The sequence below is a fragment of the Lagierella sp. ICN-221743 genome (assembly GCF_037890055.1).
In the GTDB taxonomy this organism is placed as follows: domain Bacteria; phylum Bacillota; class Clostridia; order Tissierellales; family Peptoniphilaceae; genus Mediannikoviicoccus.
Genome location: NZ_JBBKBD010000014.1, coordinates 10,760 through 30,060, shown reverse-complemented (window position 1 = coordinate 30,060; position 19,301 = coordinate 10,760). Strand labels below are relative to the sequence as shown.

23 protein-coding genes are annotated in these 19,301 nt (G+C 34.5%); all 23 read left to right on the top strand.

What is annotated here, in order from left to right; genetic code table 11:
- The first annotated feature begins 126 nt into the window (after positions 1-126).
- The 23 genes from WKS98_RS07120 (at position 127) to WKS98_RS07010 (ending at position 19,280) form a co-directional block, all read left to right on the top strand.
- Positions 127-543 (top strand): sigma factor-like helix-turn-helix DNA-binding protein, encoded by a 417-nt coding sequence (locus WKS98_RS07120; protein ID WP_001051308.1) that lies wholly within the window; start codon positions 127-129, stop codon positions 541-543.
- Positions 544-991: 448 nt separating this feature from the next.
- Entirely contained in the window at positions 992-1,138 is a 147-nt protein-coding gene (locus WKS98_RS07115) for a hypothetical protein (protein WP_001058404.1), read from the top strand.
- Between the two features lie 59 nt (positions 1,139-1,197).
- Positions 1,198-2,997 (top strand): recombinase family protein, encoded by a 1,800-nt coding sequence (locus tag WKS98_RS07110; protein ID WP_498918120.1) that lies wholly within the window; start codon positions 1,198-1,200, stop codon positions 2,995-2,997.
- Between the two features lie 245 nt (positions 2,998-3,242).
- Positions 3,243-3,614, top strand: coding sequence for a helix-turn-helix domain-containing protein (locus WKS98_RS07105; protein WP_002834913.1), 372 nt, complete (start codon positions 3,243-3,245; stop codon positions 3,612-3,614).
- A gap of 2 nt (positions 3,615-3,616) precedes the next feature.
- Positions 3,617-4,402 carry an ImmA/IrrE family metallo-endopeptidase gene (locus WKS98_RS07100; protein WP_498918118.1) on the top strand — a complete coding sequence of 262 codons (786 nt, stop codon included), beginning with the start codon at positions 3,617-3,619 and terminating at the stop codon, positions 4,400-4,402.
- A gap of 72 nt (positions 4,403-4,474) precedes the next feature.
- On the top strand, positions 4,475-4,639 hold the full coding sequence (locus tag WKS98_RS07095) for a hypothetical protein (RefSeq protein WP_176269516.1): 165 nt from the start codon (positions 4,475-4,477) through the stop codon (positions 4,637-4,639).
- A 333-nt stretch (positions 4,640-4,972) separates the two neighbouring features.
- Complete coding sequence (locus WKS98_RS07090) at positions 4,973-5,491, top strand: sigma-70 family RNA polymerase sigma factor (RefSeq protein WP_498918116.1); 519 nt, start codon at positions 4,973-4,975, stop codon at positions 5,489-5,491.
- Between the two features lie 194 nt (positions 5,492-5,685).
- Entirely contained in the window at positions 5,686-5,850 is a 165-nt protein-coding gene (locus WKS98_RS07085) for a hypothetical protein (protein WP_002834906.1), read from the top strand.
- The gene (locus WKS98_RS07080) at positions 5,792-6,088 is read left to right on the top strand and encodes a hypothetical protein (RefSeq protein ID WP_035109048.1); all 297 of its coding nucleotides are present in this window, start codon (positions 5,792-5,794) and stop codon (positions 6,086-6,088) included. Before WKS98_RS07085 ends, WKS98_RS07080 begins: the two co-directional genes overlap by 59 nt.
- Positions 6,088-7,212: a DUF2800 domain-containing protein gene (locus WKS98_RS07075; protein ID WP_498918113.1), complete on the top strand. Its 1,125-nt coding sequence runs from the start codon at positions 6,088-6,090 to the stop codon at positions 7,210-7,212. Before WKS98_RS07080 ends, WKS98_RS07075 begins: the two co-directional genes overlap by 1 nt.
- Positions 7,202-7,747 (top strand): DUF2815 family protein, encoded by a 546-nt coding sequence (locus WKS98_RS07070; RefSeq protein WP_044565544.1) that lies wholly within the window; start codon positions 7,202-7,204, stop codon positions 7,745-7,747. The genes WKS98_RS07075 and WKS98_RS07070 overlap by 11 nt, the downstream gene beginning before the upstream one ends.
- Before the next feature lie 9 nt (positions 7,748-7,756).
- Positions 7,757-7,957, top strand: a complete 201-nt coding sequence (locus tag WKS98_RS07065) for a hypothetical protein (RefSeq protein ID WP_002834902.1) — start codon at positions 7,757-7,759, stop codon at positions 7,955-7,957.
- The gene (locus WKS98_RS07060; RefSeq protein ID WP_498918111.1) at positions 7,932-9,863 is read left to right on the top strand and encodes a DNA polymerase; all 1,932 of its coding nucleotides are present in this window, start codon (positions 7,932-7,934) and stop codon (positions 9,861-9,863) included. Before WKS98_RS07065 ends, WKS98_RS07060 begins: the two co-directional genes overlap by 26 nt.
- A gap of 13 nt (positions 9,864-9,876) precedes the next feature.
- Positions 9,877-10,200 carry a DUF7768 domain-containing protein gene (locus tag WKS98_RS07055; RefSeq protein WP_498918109.1) on the top strand — a complete coding sequence of 108 codons (324 nt, stop codon included), beginning with the start codon at positions 9,877-9,879 and terminating at the stop codon, positions 10,198-10,200.
- Positions 10,201-12,429, top strand: coding sequence for a phage/plasmid primase, P4 family (locus WKS98_RS07050; RefSeq protein ID WP_498918107.1), 2,229 nt, complete (start codon positions 10,201-10,203; stop codon positions 12,427-12,429). It abuts the gene before it with no gap.
- A gap of 137 nt (positions 12,430-12,566) precedes the next feature.
- A complete protein-coding gene (locus tag WKS98_RS07045; RefSeq protein ID WP_498918106.1) occupies positions 12,567-12,848 on the top strand; it encodes a VRR-NUC domain-containing protein in 282 nt (93 codons plus the stop codon).
- Positions 12,849-14,192, top strand: a complete 1,344-nt coding sequence (locus WKS98_RS07040) for a DEAD/DEAH box helicase (RefSeq protein WP_498918104.1) — start codon at positions 12,849-12,851, stop codon at positions 14,190-14,192.
- A 47-nt stretch (positions 14,193-14,239) separates the two neighbouring features.
- On the top strand, positions 14,240-14,656 hold the full coding sequence (locus WKS98_RS07035) for a DUF1492 domain-containing protein (protein ID WP_144398650.1): 417 nt from the start codon (positions 14,240-14,242) through the stop codon (positions 14,654-14,656).
- Between the two features lie 111 nt (positions 14,657-14,767).
- Positions 14,768-15,127, top strand: a complete 360-nt coding sequence (locus WKS98_RS07030; protein ID WP_498918103.1) for an HNH endonuclease — start codon at positions 14,768-14,770, stop codon at positions 15,125-15,127.
- Positions 15,128-15,159: 32 nt separating this feature from the next.
- Positions 15,160-15,825, top strand: coding sequence for a P27 family phage terminase small subunit (locus WKS98_RS07025; RefSeq protein WP_498918101.1), 666 nt, complete (start codon positions 15,160-15,162; stop codon positions 15,823-15,825).
- Positions 15,826-15,830: 5 nt separating this feature from the next.
- Positions 15,831-16,613, top strand: coding sequence for an S-adenosylmethionine synthetase N-terminal domain-containing protein (locus WKS98_RS07020; RefSeq protein ID WP_498918099.1), 783 nt, complete (start codon positions 15,831-15,833; stop codon positions 16,611-16,613).
- Complete coding sequence (locus WKS98_RS07015; protein ID WP_498918097.1) at positions 16,610-17,845, top strand: site-specific DNA-methyltransferase; 1,236 nt, start codon at positions 16,610-16,612, stop codon at positions 17,843-17,845. Before WKS98_RS07020 ends, WKS98_RS07015 begins: the two co-directional genes overlap by 4 nt.
- Positions 17,838-19,280, top strand: coding sequence for a DNA cytosine methyltransferase (locus WKS98_RS07010; protein WP_498918096.1), 1,443 nt, complete (start codon positions 17,838-17,840; stop codon positions 19,278-19,280). The genes WKS98_RS07015 and WKS98_RS07010 overlap by 8 nt, the downstream gene beginning before the upstream one ends.
- Positions 19,281-19,301 lie beyond the last annotated feature (21 nt).

Sequence of the window (19,301 nt, the reverse complement as noted above, 5' to 3'; positions counted from 1 at the left end):
ATTAAATTTAAAACATTTTGGAAGAACAGGTTTCTTCCGTTTTCGAGGACTTTTTATGCTTATGTGCAGGAGTCCTCCTTTTTTGTCTGAAAAACAAATAGACAAAAAAGAAATGGAGGAAACTTTATGGCAAAAGAGTATTACCTTTATGTCAGAGGGCAAAAGGTAAAAGTCAGTGAAGATATTTATAAAGTCTACTGGCGAGAAAAAGAACACGAGAAGTATTTAGAGCAGGTGGACAGAAAAAACCACCTGCTTTTCTTTTCCTCTTTGGATCATGATGGGAATTTTGTAGATAACATCGCTGATGAAAGCGTTGATGTAGCAAAGATTGTTGAAACACAGATGATGATTGAGGCAGTCAGAAATGCTATATCAAAACTAAACGATGAGGAAAGGGACATCATAGAGCGATTATATTTCAATGATGAAACGCTATCAAGCATAGCGAGAGGTAAGAAAGTGAGCTATCAAGCTATACAATGGCGAAAAAATAGCATTCTTAAAAAACTAAGTGTGCTATTGGAAGAATTTATGAAGTAATCGCCTTGTGCATGAGGGCAGATTTTCCTTGTATAAAGTGAAGGGAGATCTGTCCTCTTAATCTAATTGAAGAATTATTTTCAAGAATTGCTTAAAAGAAAATCTCTCTAAAAGCCAATAGGCACTTGTTCCTTGACAACTGAATAGACCAAGGTAGGACTTTATCTACTTGTGGAGAATTATGACTTACGCCATGACCTTTCTGCTGAAAGAAATTTTGGTTTTATGAATACTGATAAATCAAGGAAACAAGAAAGCGAGCGATAAATAAGAATACATAAAAACAGATGTGGCAATCTGTTCGTTGAAACAAGTAGTGATAATGATACTTCAATAGTTTAAGCCGGCTCGTCTGGAATAAGAGGCGGAGGTGAGATTCCTATGTTGCTGCCAAGCACCTACCAATGTCAAAAAACTTAAAAATGAATTTTAACAAGGAGGGTTTCGAATGAATAACGAATTACTAAAATATAGCCTCCAATTATCTATGCTATCTATTTTGCTTTCCAAACATTTACTAAATGATATTGAATACAGGAAGATAAAATTAAAACTGATGAAAAAGTACAACATTTCAACAGAATTATATTTATAATGTTTTGCAAGTGTGGTATAATAAGACTGCATAGAAAGATACAAAAAGGAGGCAGTGCAGTGAAAAAGGATGTTAAAGTTATTAAAGGTGATACCACACTGAAAAGAACTGCATCAGGGTGTGTTCAACGCTCAATAAAGAGAGTGGCAGCTTATTGCAGAGTTAGTACGGATACTGAAGATCAGATTAATAGCTATAATTCTCAGGTAGAGCATTACACAGAATTTATACAGAAAAATAAAGAGTGGACTCTTGCCGGAATATATGCTGACGAGGCGATAACAGGAACACAGGTTGATCGAAGAATTGACTTTCAAAGATTAATAAATGACTGTATGAACGGCGATATAGATATGATAATTACAAAGTCTATATCAAGATTTGCAAGAAATACATTAGACACCTTAAAGTATGTAAGAAAGTTGAAAGAGTTTAATGTTGCGGTCTTTTTTGAAGAGGAAAACATAAACACCTTAACAATGGACGGAGAGTTGCTTTTAACAATTTTAAGTTCAGTTGCTCAACAGGAAGTAGAGAACATTTCAGCCAATGTCAAAAAAGGTTTGAGAATGAAGATGGAAAGAGGAGAAATGGTCGGCTTTCAAGGGTGTTTAGGCTATGACTATGATCCGGAAACTAAAAGCATTTCTATCAATGAAAAAGAAGCTGAGATTGTAAGATATATTTTCAGAAGATACATTGAAGGTGTTGGCGGTATGGTAATTTCCAGAGAACTGGAAGAACAAGGATATTTATCGCCAAGAGGAAATAAAAGATGGACTGAAACAACTGTTTTAGGAATCATAAAAAACGAAAAATATAAAGGGGATCTTATGATGGGAAAGACCTATACGGTTGATCCTATTTCAAAGAGAAGATTGGACAATTATGGAGAACAGGATAAGTTTTATATAGAAAATCATCACGAGCCAATCATTTCAGAAGAAGATTTTGAAAAAGCTCAAGGTATTAGATTGAGAAGGTCAAAAAACAGAAATACTGTTGCCAATAATGGTGGTAAAAGAGAAAAGTATTCAAGAAAATATGCTTTTAGCAGTATGCTTGAATGTGGATTTTGCGGTCATAATCTTTCAAGAAGAAATTGGCATTCGAGTTCAGAATATACAAAAGTTATATGGCAGTGTGTCAATGCCACTAAAAACGGAAAGAAGTATTGTCCGCATAGTAAAGGGATTGAAGAAGAAGCCATAGAAAAAGCATTTATGGAAAGCTATCGTCAGGTATGCCACAATAATGTAGAAATTACAAATGAGTTCTTGAAAACTGTGGAAGAAGAGCTAAAAGATAATAGCTTAGCAAAGGACTTGAAGAAAATAAGCAATCAACTTGATAAAATACTGAAGAAAGAAAAAGACCTTGTAGAATTAAGACTTAATGAAGCAATCAGTATGGAGATATATCAAGAGGAATATAATGAAATAGCCATAAGCAAGGAAAAATTGCTCGAAGAAAAGAGGACTTTAGAGGTAACACTGACTGATGAAAAAGCATTGAAGAAAAGGCTTGAGGGTTTTAAAAAATTACTTGAATCCAATAAATACCTTGAGGAATTTGATAGGGCAGTATTTGAAAGTATAGTAGATAAAATCATCATTGGGGGAACTAACGATGAAGGTGAAATTGATCCTGCAATGATTACTATCATATATAAGACAGGGAAAAAGGATTCTCAAAACGGACGATTATTCAAGAGCAGAAGAAAAAATGCAAAGGTTGTTGAGGAAAATGATGGCGATAAATTGTATTCTCAGTCAAGCAACGAGGTTAATAAATTGTATTCCTATTCAACAGACAACACATGTGGAGACTGTAGTATTGATGTCAAGAAAATAGAATAACAAGCTATAAAACTGTTGAAATCAATGGCTTTTAAGATTTTAGAAGAAATCTTAAAAGCCATTTTTCTATTTGAAAAACACTTTGTGGGAACATATTAATAGTAAAAATCGTAGGGGTGTGTAGACAGGATAGATATTTATACGGAGAGTGAACAGAATAGATATTAGGACTTGACACATCAATTAATAAGTTGTAAAATATAAACAAGTTAGCAGATTAGCTAATAAAGTAATAGGAGGTAATCATGAACAATCACGAACTGACTTTTGGGGATTTTATTTCTCAGAAGAGAAAGGATTTAAGAATCACCTTAAAGGATATGGCGGACAGGCTTAATATTTCCTCACCGTATCTAAGCGATGTAGAGAAAGGAAAAAGAGATTCTTTTGACTTAGATAGGTTGAACCAAATTGCTAAAATATTAAACTTGGATGAAGAAGAATCATCCATTATGATGGATTTAGCTGGAAAGCAAAGAAATACGGTGGCACCTGATTTGCCAGAGTATATTTTAAAGACTAAAGGCTTAAGCGTAGCTTTGAGAAAGGCTAGAGACTTAGATGTTAAAGAAGAAGAGTGGATAAAATTCATTGAAGAAATTGAAAAAGAGAGGTAGGCATGTATCAATATAACTTCAACAAATCAAGTTCAGGCGCTCCATTTATCACTTTAGATCAAATTGAAACACTGACCGAGAATATTCTTAATAAATATTGTCCTTCTGCAATTGAAAATTTTGAAGCAGTAGATATTGAGGGACTGGCAGAATTTGATTTAGGGTTTAATGTTGAGTATGCCTACTTATCTCATAACGGATGCTATGCAGGAATGATGGTCTTTAATGATGACCAAGTAATACGAACAATGAAAAGTCTAATGCCAAATGTTGAAACTGGGCAATGGGAACTAGAATATCTTACAGATAGAGCTAATACTATTCTAATAGATAAACAATTAGACAATCCAAGAGATAAAGGGTTTAGAAGATTTACCCTAGCTCATGAATGTGGACATGGAGTAATCCATCCGTGTGTATTCTATAGAGATCCAAACCAACTATCTTTTTTTAATGAAGAAGAAAAGCCTGCTTCATTAGCTTGTCGAACTGGCGATGTTAATAAGAAGAAAAATAAACGCTGGGGATTTATGGATACAATAGAATGGCAGGCAAACACATTTGCTTCTTGTCTCTTGATGAATAAAAAAGCGATTAGAAAGTATTTATACTATCTAGGTTATGATAAGCACATTAAGGATGAAACTTATCTATTTGATTTCATCATGAAAGTATCAGAGCAATTCCAAGTATCAAAAACAGCAGCATTAGTTCGATTAAAAGTATTAGGCTATGCACCTAATGACTTTGAATTAACAAAAGAACTATATAACGAATTTAGTTTTTAAAATATAGCGTAGCTATATTTTTTTAAGAAAGAAATTAGCAAAGAAGCTAACAAGGAAAGATAAGGAGGTATTATGGAACAAATGGCATGTCCAGTCTGTAAAAAAAGATTTTTTGATGTATCAAGAATTCCTTTAGAGAAAATAGAGATACAAGCTAAATGTCCACACTGTGGGAAAATCTCAACACTGGAAATATCAAACAAAAATAAGAAAAAACCATACCGAGCAAAGAAGTAAATATAACTATCAAATAGCCGGATGAGTATTCAAAAGGAAACTCATCTGGCTATTTTTATATTAAGGAGGTGATCCTATAGAAATAAGAAACAAAGAAGGAAAAAGAGTCTGTGATATTAGTGAAGACAAGAAAAAGCTAACTATCAGGCGAGGTAAAAGTACAACCATAGCCTATGTAGTTAAAGGCGAAATTAAAATTTTAAATAAGTAAAAGATATCCGCAAGAACGCTAGACGGCAGTCGGAAAACCAAACCATGGTTTTCTATTGCCGTCTTTTTTGTTTTTACGGATGGCCTTCTTGCGGATCTAGAGATTTTGCAAGGAGGCAAAAGATGGCAAAGAAAAGATATTTAGAAATAAATGGCAAAGAAATCGAAGTTAGTGAAGAAGTCTACAAAGAATATATGAAACCAATCTGGAGAGAAAAAAAGAGAATCCAAAGAGCCTACAAGAATTTAGAAGGACTACAAGATAAAGACAGAATTAAAACAGTGGCTGAGAAAAATGGAAACTATGTCCAAGCAGGAAGTTTAGAAACAGGCTTTGTCGAAACAAAAGAATATGGTCTTCCCTTATCCCTTGATGTTGCTGAAGAAGAATACGACTTTGAAGTAACTAGCGTTAAAAATACTGAGGACATAGTAATGTACAAACTTCTAGAAGAAGCATTCTTAGAAGTCATTAGTGAATTTTCTGAAAGAGATAAAAAAGTTCTAAAACTACTTTTTCTCTACGAAATGAAAGAAAGAGAAGTCGCAGAAGTAGTAGGAATATCCCAAAAAACAGTTAATAACATCAAAAATAAGCATTTACCAAAGATTCAAGAAAAATTAAGACCCTGGAAAAAATAATTACTCAAAAACTTACTAGATGTCCTAAGGAATATGAGGGAAGAAGTCTTACTCAAATACAAACAGGATGTCCTAAGAAGTATGAGGAGATACAACTTACTCAAAATGAAGGCAAATGTCCTAAGGAGTATGAGAGGAGAAATCTTACTCAAAAATTTAATGAATGTCCCAAGGAGTATGAAAGGAGGAACAAAGTGGACTTAGTAAAAAACGAACAGATGGCAGAAAGTTTAATAGCCATCTCAATTGTTGCCAAGAAGATAGCTATGGAATTAATGCAACCAGAGAAAGGAGAAAAAAGTGCCAAGAATAAAGCTACTAATGGAAATCAAAGAAGATGCAGAGAATCTTGCATCTAGTATAGGTGTCCTTCTAACAGCACTAGAAAGTGATGAGGAACTACCTAAAGAAGAGAAGGCAAAACAAGAAGAAAAGACCTATGAGATTGAAGATGTTAGAAAGATACTAGCCGACAAATCAAGATTAGGCCATACAGCTAAGATAAGAGAACTCTTAGAAAAGTATGGAGCTAAAAAGTTATCTGAGATTGAACCAAGTAACTATAAAGACTTGGTAGCAGACGTGGAGAAGTTGTAATGGGTGCTCACGCAATACTATCAGCATCATCTTCTAATAGGTGGATTCACTGTCCACCAAGCGTTAGGCTTTCTGAAAAATATGAAGATGAGGTTAGTCCTTATGCACTTGAAGGCACATCGGCTCATGCCTTAGCAGAATATAAACTAAAGAAGTTATTAGGTTTAGATACTAAAGACCCGACAGAGGATTTAGATTTTTATGATGAGGAAATGGATGAGCTAACTGAGGGATATGCTTCATATGTGACAGAAGTAATAAGTAGGTACGAAAGCCCAGCCGTCTTTGTGGAAGAAAGACTTGACCTATCAGACTATGTTAAGGAGTCCTTTGGAACTGCTGACTGTGTAGTTGTTGGAGGAAAAGAACTTCATGTAATAGATCTAAAGTATGGTCAGGGAGTTTTAGTAGATGCTAGGGAAAATACTCAACTAATGTTATATGGGCTTGGTGCTCTAATTCTCTTTGATGGAATTTATGATATCGAAAATGTAATACTTCACATCTATCAACCAAGAAGATGCAATATCTCAACTTATGAAATTAAAAAGATAGAACTTTATGAGTGGGGAGAAACCGTACGAGAGATTGCTGAGAAAGCATATAAAGGCGAGGGGGAATTCTCTTGTGGAGAATGGTGCATCTTCTGCAAAGCTAAGAATAAATGCAGGAAAAGAGCAGAAGAGAATCTAAAACTGGCACAAGAAGAATTTATCCTACCACCAGAACTATCTGACGAAGAAATTGAAGAGATTCTCCCAAAACTAGATGAGTTAGAACAATGGACCAAAGATATCAAGGCTTACGCTTTAGAAAGAGCCCTTAAAGGTCACAGGTGGAAAGACCTAAAACTTGTCGAAGGTAGGTCTAATAGAAAATACCGAGATGAAGATGAAGTTGTAAAAAAAGTAAAAGAACTGGGATTTAATCCCTTTGAAGAGAAGTTACTTGGCATTACAGCTATGACTAAGTTACTAGGTAAGAAAGTCTTTGATGAAAATATCAGCGACTTATTAGAAAAACCAAAAGGCAAACTTACCTTAGTGAACATTAATGATAAAAGAGAAGAAGTTGTAATTAAAAATGTGAAAGAAGAATTTGGAGGATTTAATAATGCAAAATAAAACAAAAGTAATTACAGGTGAAGTTAGATTATCATATTTTAACGGATGGGAACCAAAGTCAATCAATGGCGGTAAAGAAAGATACTCAGTATCTGTCATTATCCCAAAGAGCGACCAAAAGACAATTGAGAAAATTGAAAAAGCAGTAGATGCTGCTATTGATGAAGGGCTTTCTAAATTCAATGGAAAGAAACCAAATAAGAAAGCTATCAAACTTCCATTAAGAGATGGTGACACAGAAAAAGATGATGAGGCATATGCAGATGCATACTTCTTAAATGCCAACTCTATGACAGCACCTCAAATTGTAGATAGAAACGTAGAGCCAATTCTTGATAGAAGTGAAGTCTACTCAGGAGTTTATGCAAGGGTATCACTAAATTTTTATGCCTACAACGTAAATGGCAATAAGGGCGTTGCCGTAGGTCTTGGAAATATTCAAAAACTAAGAGATGGTCAACCTCTAGGAAATAGGTCTAATGCAGCAGATGACTTTGATGCCATGGACGATGATGACGAAGATTTCTTAGCATAGGAGGCAGAAATGGACTATTTAATTACAGCAATAGTTTTAGCTATTTGGTCCTTTTTATGGTATAAGCTTGGATTTTTACAAGCTCAACTAAAAGAACTAGATAGAGATATCAGAAAAATAGAAAAACAAATAAAAGAAGATAGAAAAAATAATTTAGCAGAATTAACAAAGCTTAGTGATAGCTATGAAGAGATTGTCCATAGATCTTGAGACCTATTCTTCAGTTGACTTAGGCAAAAGTGGTGTATACAAATATGCCGAGAGTGAGGATTTTGAAATCCTCCTCTTTGCCTATTCTATTAATGATGGAGAAGTTAAGGTCATGGATTTGGCAAGTGGAGAGATTATTCCTGAAGAAATATTGTCAGCCCTTAGTGATGAAAACGTAGAAAAGTGGGCCTTTAATGCAAATTTTGAAAGGGTGTGTCTATCTAGGTTTTTAGGTAAGAGACTAAAACCTCAAGGTTGGTACTGCACTATGATTTGGTCAGCCTATCTTGGTCTACCTCTATCGCTTGAGAAAGTCGGGGAGGTTTTGAAACTAGATAAGCAAAAGATGAATGAAGGCAAGACCCTTATTAGATATTTTTCTATTCCTTGTAAACCAACTAAGACAAATGGTATGAGGAAAAGAAATCTACCACATCATGATTTAGAAAAGTGGTCTACATTTAAGGAATATAACCAAAGAGATGTGGAAACAGAAATGGCGATTAAGAAAAAGCTATCAGCATTTCCTATTCCCCAATCAGAATGGGAAAACTACTGGATAGACCAAAACATCAATGATAGAGGAATTTTAATTGATGAATCTTTAGTTGATTCAGCTATTAAATTTGATGAAATATTACGAGAAGAAAATATGGACAGAGCTATAGAATTAACTGGTCTTGAAAATCCAAATTCTCCATTACAGCTAAAAGAATGGCTAAATAAGAAAGGCTTAGATATAGATTCCTTAGCTAAAAAAGATGTAGAGTCTGCTCTTAAAAATGCTGAAGGTCATATTAAAGAAGTCTTGGAACTTAGACAGGAGTTATCTAAGTCTTCAGTTAGAAAATACGACGCTATGAAAAATGTAAAAGGAAAAGACAATCGAGCAAGGGGTCTGATCCAATTCTATGGAGCAAATAGAACTGGAAGATATTCAGGCAGACTTATTCAAGTTCAGAACTTAAGGAGAAACAATCTAAAAGACTTAGACCTAGCTAGGAGTCTTGTAAAAAATAGAGATTACGAAACTATGGAGATTCTATATGAATCACCCTCTGATATTTTATCCCAATTAATAAGGACAGCCTTTATACCAAAAGAAGGCACTAGGTTTATTATTTCAGATTTTTCAGCAATTGAGGCTCGTGTTCTAGCATGGCTTGCAGGAGAACAATGGGTGCTAGATGCCTTTGAAAATGGAGAAGATATCTATTGTAGAACAGCATCGAGGATGTTTGGAGTGCCAGTTGAAAAGCATGGAGTAAATGGTCATCTTAGACAAAAAGGAAAGATAGCGACTTTAGCTTGTGGTTATCAAGGGGCCTTAGGTGCTCTTAAAGCAATGGGTGGTATTGAGATGGGTTTATCTGAAGATGAACTTCAATCAATAGTTGATTCCTGGCGAGAAGCTAATCCAAATATAGTAAGTCTTTGGTGGGACATAGATTCAGTCGTAAAAAGAGTTGTAAAGACTAGAAGTAAAGAAGGATATAAGAACCTAGTTATTAGTTATGAAAAGGGGATTCTCTTTATAGAGCTTCCTTCAAAAAGAAGACTTGCTTATCCAAAGGCAAAGATAGGGACGAACCGATTTGGTGGAGAATCAATAGTCTATGAAGGAATCGTAGTAGGAAATAAGTGGGACAAAATTGAATCCTATGGTGGAAAATTTGTAGAAAATATTGTTCAAGCAATAGCCAGAGATATTTTAGCAGAGGCTATGATGAGACTTGAGAAAAAAGGATTTAATATCGTCATGCATATTCATGATGAAGTTGTAATAGAAAGTGATTTATCTAGTATCGAAGAGATAAATGAAATCATGTCCATAGTTCCTAGCTGGGCACCTGGACTTATCTTAGATGCAGATGGATTTGAAAGTGAATTTTATAAGAAAGATTAATGGAGGTAGTCTAATGAAAAAAACTAAATACTATCCTTTGGTATATATCTGCAGTCCATTTTCTGGAGATGTAGAAAATAATGTAATCAAGACACAGAAGTATTCTCGATATGCTTTGGATAAAGGAAATATTCCCATAGCGCCAAATCTACTATTTCCTCAGTTTATGAGTGATGAAAGTGAGAGAAGACTTGCCATGCATTTTAATTATGTCCTTCTTGGAAAATGTGAAGAAGTGTGGGTCTTTGGTGACTATATAAGTGCTGGAATGGCTGAAGAAATAAAGATTGCTGAGAATAGGAAAATGGAGATTCGATATATTAAGGAGGTAGCCTAATTGAAAATATACACCTCAAATTTAATAGGAGTGGAGTCAAATTGTGTTTATCCTAATGAGGTCAATGCAGTAGATGTTAGGTCATTTGAGAAAGCTGCGAGTTTTGATCATGTAATGGCTAAGTATAAAAATTCCTACAGGTCTAACGATAATTTTATAGAGTCGGAATGTGTCCCTATGGATATAGACAACGACCATTCAGAAAATCCAGATGACTGGATTTCAGCTAATGATTTAAAGGGAATATTTGATGGAGTTAAATTTGCTATAGTTTACAGCAGAAACCATAGAAAAGAAAAAAATGGGAAAGCTGCAAGACCAAGGATACACATATATTTTCCAATACCTAAGGTCACAAATTTAGATGAATATGTAGGAATCAAAGAAAGATTGTCAGAGACCTATATTTTCTTTGATGGAAATGCATTAGATGGAGCGAGGTTTTTCTTTGGAGTTAAGAATCCTGCGGTTGAAATAGTTAGGGGAAGGAAATATATAACTGATATTTTAAAAGATGACTTTGAGGATTTTAATAATTCTCAAGACTTGATTCAGCAAGGCTCTAGAAATTCAACTATGAATCATTTCGCTGGTAGGGTTCTAATTCGATATGGAAATACAGGTGAGGCGAGAGAATTATTTGATAAAAAAGCTAGTCTTTGCTCACCACCACTTCCAGATGATGAACTGGAACAAATATGGAGGTCTGCTTGTAAATTCTATAAAAAGATAGCTGCAAGTGAAGATTATGTTCCACCTGAAGAATATACTGAAGGCATAAATTTAAGACCGTCAGAATTTTCAGATATAGGTCAAGCAGAAGTTTTTGTAAGAGAATATCAAGACAGAATTCGATTTTCTCCTTCTACAGGCTTTCTTGTTTATAACAACTCTTATTGGGAGGAATCTGAACTAAAAGCACAAGGATATTCTCAAGATCTAGTTTTAAAACAGATAGAAGAAATAGACAATGAACTTTTGAAAATGGATGAAGACATTAAGAAATCTGGGGTTAGAGATATTATGGCCTCAATGAGTGAGAAAAAGGCAATGGAGGTTTTTGATAAAAATCAAAAATCTATATACTATAAATTAACTTCGCTTGAGGCATATAAGAAATATGCAGTAAAACGAGGTGACACCAGAGCTATCCATGCAACTTTAAAAGAATCAAAGCCAATGTTAGAAATAGACCAAAGAGAACTTGATACGGATGAGTTCTTGCTTAATACACCATCTTTTACAGTAGATTTGAAAACTGGAGAGTGTAGAGACCATAAGGCAGAAGACTATATAACAAAAGAAGCATCTGTAGATCCAAGTGATGAAAATATGGATATATGGCTTGATGCCTTAGAGACATTTTTTGTAAAAGATAGTGAACTTATAGAATACGTGCAGAAAGTTGCAGGGATTTCTCTAATCGGAAAGGTCTATATAGAGGCTCTAATTATAGCTTATGGTGATGGAAGAAATGGGAAGTCCACTTTTTGGAATACTATCTCAAGAGTTCTAAATCTATATAGTGGGTCAATCTCGGCAGACATTCTTACTGTTAATTCTAAGAGAAATGCCAAACCAGAACTTGCAGAAACAAGAGGTAAAAGACTTTTAATTGCAGCTGAACTTCAAGAGGGATTAAGACTTAATACTTCAAATGTAAAACAGCTTTGTTCTACAGATGAAATTGTAGCAGAGAAAAAATATCGAGATCCATTCAAGTTCATACCTTCTCATACCCTTGTCCTATATACTAATCACCTACCAAAGGTGGGTGCCTTAGATGAAGGAACTTGGAGGAGACTTATTGTAATTCCTTTTGAGGCAAAGATAGAGGGGACTAGTGATATTAAAAACTACACTGATTATTTAGTAGATAAGGCTGGGGGAGCAGTTCTCAAGTGGTTAATCGAAGGTGCTAAAAAAGCTATTGATGAAGATTTTAAATTCAGTCTACCTAAAAAAGTAGCTAGAGCCATTGATGAATATAAGGAATCAAATAACTGGTTCAAGCATTTTTTAAATGAGTGTTGTGAGATAGATTCATCATTTGAAGAGAAGTCTGGGGAAGTCTACCAAGAATATAGAGCCTATTGTTTAAGAACTGGAGACTATGTAAGGTCAACAACAGATTTTTATTCTGCTCTTTCATCCAATGGATTTAATAGGGTGAAACTTCGAGACGGGATTAAGATTCAGGGGTTAAAATTAAAAAGTGACTTTGTGTAAATTTAGGCATTGTGCAAGTCTCGAAGGTCATATATATAACTTTTATATAGTAATAAAATTAAAATTAGTATATATATAAAGGTTATAGAAGAGACTTTCGAGACCTTCACACAATCACTAGAAAGGTTGAAATATCAATGCTAGAAAACGAAATAGAAAAAGCCTTAGTCGATAAGGTAAAAATCCATGGAGGTCTTTGTCTTAAATTTACATCTCCTTCAATGACGGGAATACCAGATAGGATAATACTTCTACCTAAAGGAAAGATTGGATTTGTGGAAACAAAAAGACCTAGAGGAGAACCAAGACCAATTCAGAAAAAAAGAATTAGGCAATTTAAAAACTTAGGTTTTAAAGTTTATGTTCTTGACTCAAAAGAAAACATTGATGAAATAATAAAGAGAATCGGAGGTGACTAATTGGAATACACTCCACATAAATATCAGAACTATGCTACTGAGTTTATAAAAGAAAACAAAGAATCAGCACTTCTACTGGACATGGGTCTCGGCAAGACGGTTATAAGCTTATCAGCTATAAAAGATTTACTCTTTGATTCTTTTGAAATTTCTAAAGTTTTAATCATAGCACCACTAAGGGTTGCAAGAGATACATGGAAGGAAGAAATAGGTAAATGGTCTCACCTTGATATCTTAAAATATTCAGTAGCCGTAGGAAGTGAAAAAGAGAGAATAAAAGCATTAGAAGAACAAGCAGACATCTATTTAATCAATAGGGAAAATGTAGACTGGCTAATAAACAAGAGCGAACTACCATTCAACTACGACATGATCGTAATTGATGAACTATCCTCTTTTAAATCTCATAGGTCAAAGAGGTTTAAAGCCTTGATGAAAGTTAGGCCAAAGGTAAAAAGAATAGTTGGTCTTACTGGAACTCCATCATCTAATGGACTAATGGATTTATGGGCTGAGTTTAGACTGCTTGATATGGGAGAGAGACTTGGTAGATTTATTGGTCAGTATAGGGAAATCTACTTCAAACCAGATAAGAGAAATGGACCAATCATATATTCCTACAAACCACTGCCTTTTGCTGAAGATGCAATCTATAAAAAGATATCAGATATCACAGTTTCTATGAAAGCTGAAGATTACCTAAAAATGCCAGAGAAGATAAACAATGAAGTCTTTGTAAATCTATCAGATAAAGAAAGAGATATCTATGAGACCTTAAAAAAAGACTTGGTTGTTAGTATTAAGGATAAAGATATAGATGCAGTTAATGCTGCAGCCCTTTCTAATAAGTTACTTCAAATGGCATCGGGTTCTGTATATGATGAAGATAAAAATATGATTCATATCCATGATAGAAAGCTTGATGCTTTAGAAGATTTAATAGAGGGTGCAAATGGTAAACCAGTATTAATAGCTTATTGGTATAAGTCAGATTTAAAAAGAATCAAAGATAGGTTTGATGTAAGAGAACTTAAGACAAATGAGGACTTTAAAGAATGGAATCAAGGTAAGATTCCTGTAGCCATGATCCATCCAGCATCTGCTGGTCATGGACTTAACTTACAAGCTGGAGGTTCAACACTTATTTGGTTTTCCCTTACATGGTCCTTAGAACTTTATGAACAAACCAATGCCAGACTTTATAGACAAGGACAGAAAGAAACAGTTGTGATTCATCATATCTTAGCAAAAGGAACTATTGATGAAGATGTTATGAAAGCATTAGAAAATAAGAATAAAACACAAGCTGCACTTATAGATGCAGTAAAAGCTAATTTAAAATGAGTAGAGGTTCTATAGAGAACTTACCTCAAAACTTATGGAGGTAAGAAATGAACGCAAAAGAATATTTAAAACAAGCCTTTTATTTAGACAAAAGAATTAATAGCAAGCTGGAGCAAGTTGAATCACTCAACGCTCTAGCAACAAAAGCAACATCTACCTTATCAGATATGCCTAAGAGTCCTAATAGAGGATCATCAAAACTTGAGGATACTATTGTTAAGATTATAGACCTTCAAGAAGAAATCAATAGGGATATAGATAAGTTGGTAGACTTGAAGAAGGAAATAGCTAATTCAATTTTTTCATTAGAAGACAAAGAAGAGCAAACAGTTCTTGAAAAAAGATATCTTTGTTTTAATTCTTGGGAGCAGATTGCAGTGGATATGAATTATTCAATTCAGTATTGTTTTAATGTCCATAGAAATGCACTAGGAAAGATTTCCATTCCGATTAAATCTATGTAGTAAAGTTGATAGAATGAGAGTAAGTAGTTGTAGTATAGTTAGAATAGCAAAAGAATAATAAAATGAGCCTTGGAGATTAAATCTTCAGGGCTTTCTTTATGGAGTGATAAAATGCCAAGTAAACCAAAGAGACCATGTTCACATCCAGGTTGTCCTGAATTAGTTGATGGACGATTCTGTAAAGAACATGAAAAAGAATACAACAGAAACTATGAAAAATATAAAAGAGATCCTAACACTCATAAGCGTTATGGAAAAGTGTGGAGACTTATAAGAAAAAGATATGTCAGTGAACATCCACTTTGTGAGATGTGTTTAAAAGAAAATAGAATAACCAAGGTAGAGGAAGTACATCACATACTTCCTCTTTCTCGTGGTGGAACTAATGACAAAGATAATTTAATGAGTCTTTGTAAATCATGTCACTCAAAGATTCATGCTGAGCGTGGAGATAGATTCGGACGAGAATAGTTTTGAGGGAGGGGGAGTCTTAATCTCTACGAGTGAATCCCCTACCAACGGTGCCGCCCTCTCACGCACAAAAAAACGGGTTCAAAGGCCCTATTAAAGAAGATGATGAATTAGGAGGTGATACTATCGCTAAGGACGGAACATACAGAGGTGGAAGAAGAGTAAAAGCAGGAGGGAAACCACAGCCTGCTGCTGAAAAAATAGAAAAAGGTAAAAAGGTAGAAATTTTAATGAACGATATTCCTACATTCACTCCAGAAGAAATAGATGCAGTTGACTTACCAGATGGAGCAGTTCTTGATGGAACAGATATGCCAACACCTAGTGACTATCTATCTGCAAAGCAAAAGAATGGAATACCACTCGGTGCTGATGAAATATATAAAGAGACATGGGGATGGTTAAAACAGAGAAACTGTGAAAACTTAGTAAATCCAAGATTATTAGAATCCTACTCTCAGGCTTTTGCAAGATACATTCAATGTGAAGAGGCAATTAGCCAATTTGGACTATTAGGTAAGCATCCTACAACTGGTGGAGTTATTGCATCTCCATTTGTACAGATGTCTAGTCAGTTTCAAAAGACAGCTAACCTTTTGTGGTACGAAATTTATGACATAGTGAAAGAAAACTGTACTGAAGTTTATGAGGACTATGGAGAAGATATGATGGAAAAATTACTAAGGCAAAGGAGGTAATAAATTTGTTTGAAAAAGTAAATCCAAAGCATCCAGATAAAATAGCAGATTGCATTGCAGGATCAATTGTAGATTTAGCATATAAGGAAAAAGAAAATCCTAAAATAGCAGTTGAAGTTTTGCTGGGACATGGAAATTGTCATGTAATTATAGAAACAGATTGTAATCTAAATAAAAAAGAAATTGAAACAGCGATTAATAGGATAGCTGGAGATATCAAAGCAGATATTAAAATAGTAGAACAGGATATCCACCTATCAAATAATCAAAAAGAAAAGATAAGATGTGGTGACAATGGAATCTTTAAGGGAGTGCCAACATCAGATGAAGAAAAGAAACTATCTTTAATTGCTCGTGAAATATACTCTAATTATTCTTACGATGGAAAATACATTCTTGATGGAGATAAACTCATCATCTGCCAATCAAATGTATCTACAGAAATTTTAAAATCGATTTATCCTAGAGCAATCGTAAATCCATTAGGAGATTGGACTGGAGGATATAATGTTGATACTGGAGCAACTAATAGAAAACTCGGATCTGATATGGGAAGAGCAGTAACGGGTGGAGGTCTTTATGGTAAAGACCTATCAAAGGCTGATGTATCAGTCAATATTTATGCCCACCTAAAGGCACAAGAGGAAAATAGAGAGATTGAATTATCCTGTGCAATCGGAGATGAAACTGTTGATGGTAAACCATATTCTGAAATTGTAGAAATTGCTAGAAACTACATTAACTCTATTGGTGGTTTTGAAGAATTTGCAAAGTGGGGGCTAATATGATTACAACAAAAGAAATGAAATTAGTTGATATTGAAAAACTTGTACCCTATGTAAACAATGCAAGAACTCACTCAGCAGACCAGATTAACAAACTACGATCATCAATTAGAGAGTTTGGTTTTATCAATCCTGTAATTATTGATAAAGACTACGGAGTTATTGCAGGTCATGGAAGAATTATGGCAGCAAAGGAAGAAGGTATAAAAGAAGTACCTTGTGTCTTTGCAGACCATCTAAACGAGGCACAGAAGAAAGCCTATATCCTAGCTGATAACAGAATGGCTCTTGATGCTGGATGGGATGAAGAACTACTAAGAGTAGAGATTGAATCCCTGGGAGATTATGGTTTTAATGTAGAACTTACTGGTTTTTCACCAGATGAATTATCAAATATTTTTGACTTAGGAAATAAGACCGAAGATGATGGTTTTGATGTAGATGAAGAATTAGAAAAACCTACTTTTTCTAAATCTGGAGATATTTGGACCTTAGGTAAGCACAAACTTGTTTGTGGAGATTCTACAGATGAGACTACTTACGAGAAGTTGATGGGAGAATTAAAGGCAAATCTTATCATCACAGACCCTCCATACAATGTAAATTATGAAGGGTCGGCTGGAAAAATTAAAAATGACAATATGGAGCAAGGTAAATTCTATGAATTTTTACTAAGCTCCTTTTTAAATATGGAAAAGTTCCTCGCAGATGATGGTTCGATTTATGTTTTCCATGCAGATACAGAAGGGCTTAATTTTAGAAAGGCATTTCAAGATACTGGATTTTATTTATCTGGCACTTGTATCTGGAAGAAACAATCCCTTGTACTTGGAAGAAGTCCATATCAATGGCAACATGAACCCATCCTTTATGGGTGGAAGAAAAAAGGAAAGCATAACTGGTATACAGGAAGGAAAGAGTCTACCATTTGGGAATTTGATAAACCAAGAAAAAATGGCGACCACCCTACTATGAAACCTATTCCTCTTTTATCTTATCCGATTAAAAACTCATCAATGACAAATTCCATTATACTTGATCCATTTGGTGGTAGTGGAAGTACACTAATAGCTTGTGAGCAAACTGATAGAATTTGTAGGATGATAGAACTTGATGAAAAATTTGTAGATGTCATTGTAAATAGATATATTGAATTGGTTGGTAGTGATAAAGATGTAAGTCTTTTAAGAAATGGAAAAGAGTATAAATACTCAGAGGTATTAAAAGATGAATAAAGAACTAAGATTAGGTTCACTATTTGACGGCAGTGGAGGATTCCCTTTTGCTGGTATTTTTTGTGGAATAAAACCCATATGGTCATCTGAAGTTGAGCCTTTTCCAATAAGAGTTACACAGAAAAACCTACCTCAAGTTAAACATTTAGGAGATATAAAAGATATCGATGGGTCTGAAATTGAACCTGTTGATATAATTACCTTTGGCAGCCCGTGCCAAGATTTATCAATCGCTGGTAAAAGGGCAGGGCTTGAAGGAGAAAAATCCAACCTTTTTTATGAGGCAATAAGAGTTATAAAAGAAATGAGGTGTAAAACTAATGGTAAGTATCCAAGATACCTACTATGGGAAAATGTGCCAGGAGCCTTCTCATCAAACAAAGGAGAGGATTTTAGATGCGTCCTTGAAGAAGTTACAAGAATTAAAGATTCCACAGTTAAACTTCCTCGACCTTCGAGATGGCAAAGTGCAGGAGAAATCCTGGGAGACAATTTTTCCCTTGCTTGGAGAGTCCTTGATGCTAAATACTTCGGAGTGCCCCAACGAAGGAGAAGAATCTTCATTGTCGCAGATCTTGATGGAGGAAGTGCCAGAGAAATATTATTTGAGCAAAAAAGCTTGTCAGGGAATACTTCAGAGGGCTGCGAGAAAGGGAAAAGAAATACCGGAGCCATTAAAGAAAGCTTTAATAAAACAATCTGTTTAAATGACCAAGGTGGTCAAAGGATGGACTTTTATTCTGATGAAAGTGGAACCTTGAGAGCAAGTGGTGGAATTGCACCATTTGTTTTTGAAAATCACAGTCAAGACTCAAGGTATAAAGGACCATTAAAAGAAACACAAACACTTGCATCAAACTTAGGACAAGGTGGAAATAAGCAACCATTTGTAGTCTATGATATAAGACAAACTTCAGAAAACACTAAAAATGAAAGGCATAATATTTATGAGTGTGACGTTTCAAGAACCATTGACACATCTGGAAATACTCCTACAAGAAATCAAGGTGGAGTTGCAATTGTAGAGGATACCTACACCATGAGTAAAAATTCTCATTTTACAAAAGCAGACAAGAATATATCGTCACCTTTACTGGCTACTGATTATAAAGATCCACCTCTTGTTAATCAGAAACTTGTAAGACGATTAACACCAAAAGAATGTGGAAGATTACAAGGATTTCCTGATTACTGGTGTGATAACTTAGAAATAGAAAACCCAACAGAGGAAGACTTGGCCTTTTGGAGAGAAGTTTTTGATAAGGACGCAGAAATAAAAGGTCTTAAAAAGAAGAAAACCGATAATCAGATATTAAAATGGCTTGAAAATCCTCATAATGATTCTGCAGAATATAAAATGTGGGGCAATGGTATTGCTCTTACATGTGCGATATATATTTTTAAAAGCCTTGTAAATACAATAAATAATACTTGATATAAATCAGTATTTGAGCAA

Coding starts and splice junctions, on each gene's coding strand:
- WKS98_RS07120 (WP_001051308.1), top strand. CDS start 127: ATGGCAAAAGAGTATTACCTTTATGTCAGAGGGCAAAAGGTAAAAGTC.
- WKS98_RS07115 (WP_001058404.1), top strand. CDS start 992: ATGAATAACGAATTACTAAAATATAGCCTCCAATTATCTATGCTATCT.
- WKS98_RS07105 (WP_002834913.1), top strand. CDS start 3,243: ATGAACAATCACGAACTGACTTTTGGGGATTTTATTTCTCAGAAGAGA.
- WKS98_RS07100 (WP_498918118.1), top strand. CDS start 3,617: ATGTATCAATATAACTTCAACAAATCAAGTTCAGGCGCTCCATTTATC.
- WKS98_RS07095 (WP_176269516.1), top strand. CDS start 4,475: ATGGAACAAATGGCATGTCCAGTCTGTAAAAAAAGATTTTTTGATGTA.
- WKS98_RS07090 (WP_498918116.1), top strand. CDS start 4,973: ATGGCAAAGAAAAGATATTTAGAAATAAATGGCAAAGAAATCGAAGTT.
- WKS98_RS07075 (WP_498918113.1), top strand. CDS start 6,088: ATGGGTGCTCACGCAATACTATCAGCATCATCTTCTAATAGGTGGATT.
- WKS98_RS07070 (WP_044565544.1), top strand. CDS start 7,202: ATGCAAAATAAAACAAAAGTAATTACAGGTGAAGTTAGATTATCATAT.
- WKS98_RS07065 (WP_002834902.1), top strand. CDS start 7,757: ATGGACTATTTAATTACAGCAATAGTTTTAGCTATTTGGTCCTTTTTA.
- WKS98_RS07060 (WP_498918111.1), top strand. CDS start 7,932: ATGAAGAGATTGTCCATAGATCTTGAGACCTATTCTTCAGTTGACTTA.
- WKS98_RS07055 (WP_498918109.1), top strand. CDS start 9,877: ATGAAAAAAACTAAATACTATCCTTTGGTATATATCTGCAGTCCATTT.
- WKS98_RS07045 (WP_498918106.1), top strand. CDS start 12,567: ATGCTAGAAAACGAAATAGAAAAAGCCTTAGTCGATAAGGTAAAAATC.
- WKS98_RS07035 (WP_144398650.1), top strand. CDS start 14,240: ATGAACGCAAAAGAATATTTAAAACAAGCCTTTTATTTAGACAAAAGA.
- WKS98_RS07030 (WP_498918103.1), top strand. CDS start 14,768: ATGCCAAGTAAACCAAAGAGACCATGTTCACATCCAGGTTGTCCTGAA.
- WKS98_RS07015 (WP_498918097.1), top strand. CDS start 16,610: ATGATTACAACAAAAGAAATGAAATTAGTTGATATTGAAAAACTTGTA.
- WKS98_RS07010 (WP_498918096.1), top strand. CDS start 17,838: ATGAATAAAGAACTAAGATTAGGTTCACTATTTGACGGCAGTGGAGGA.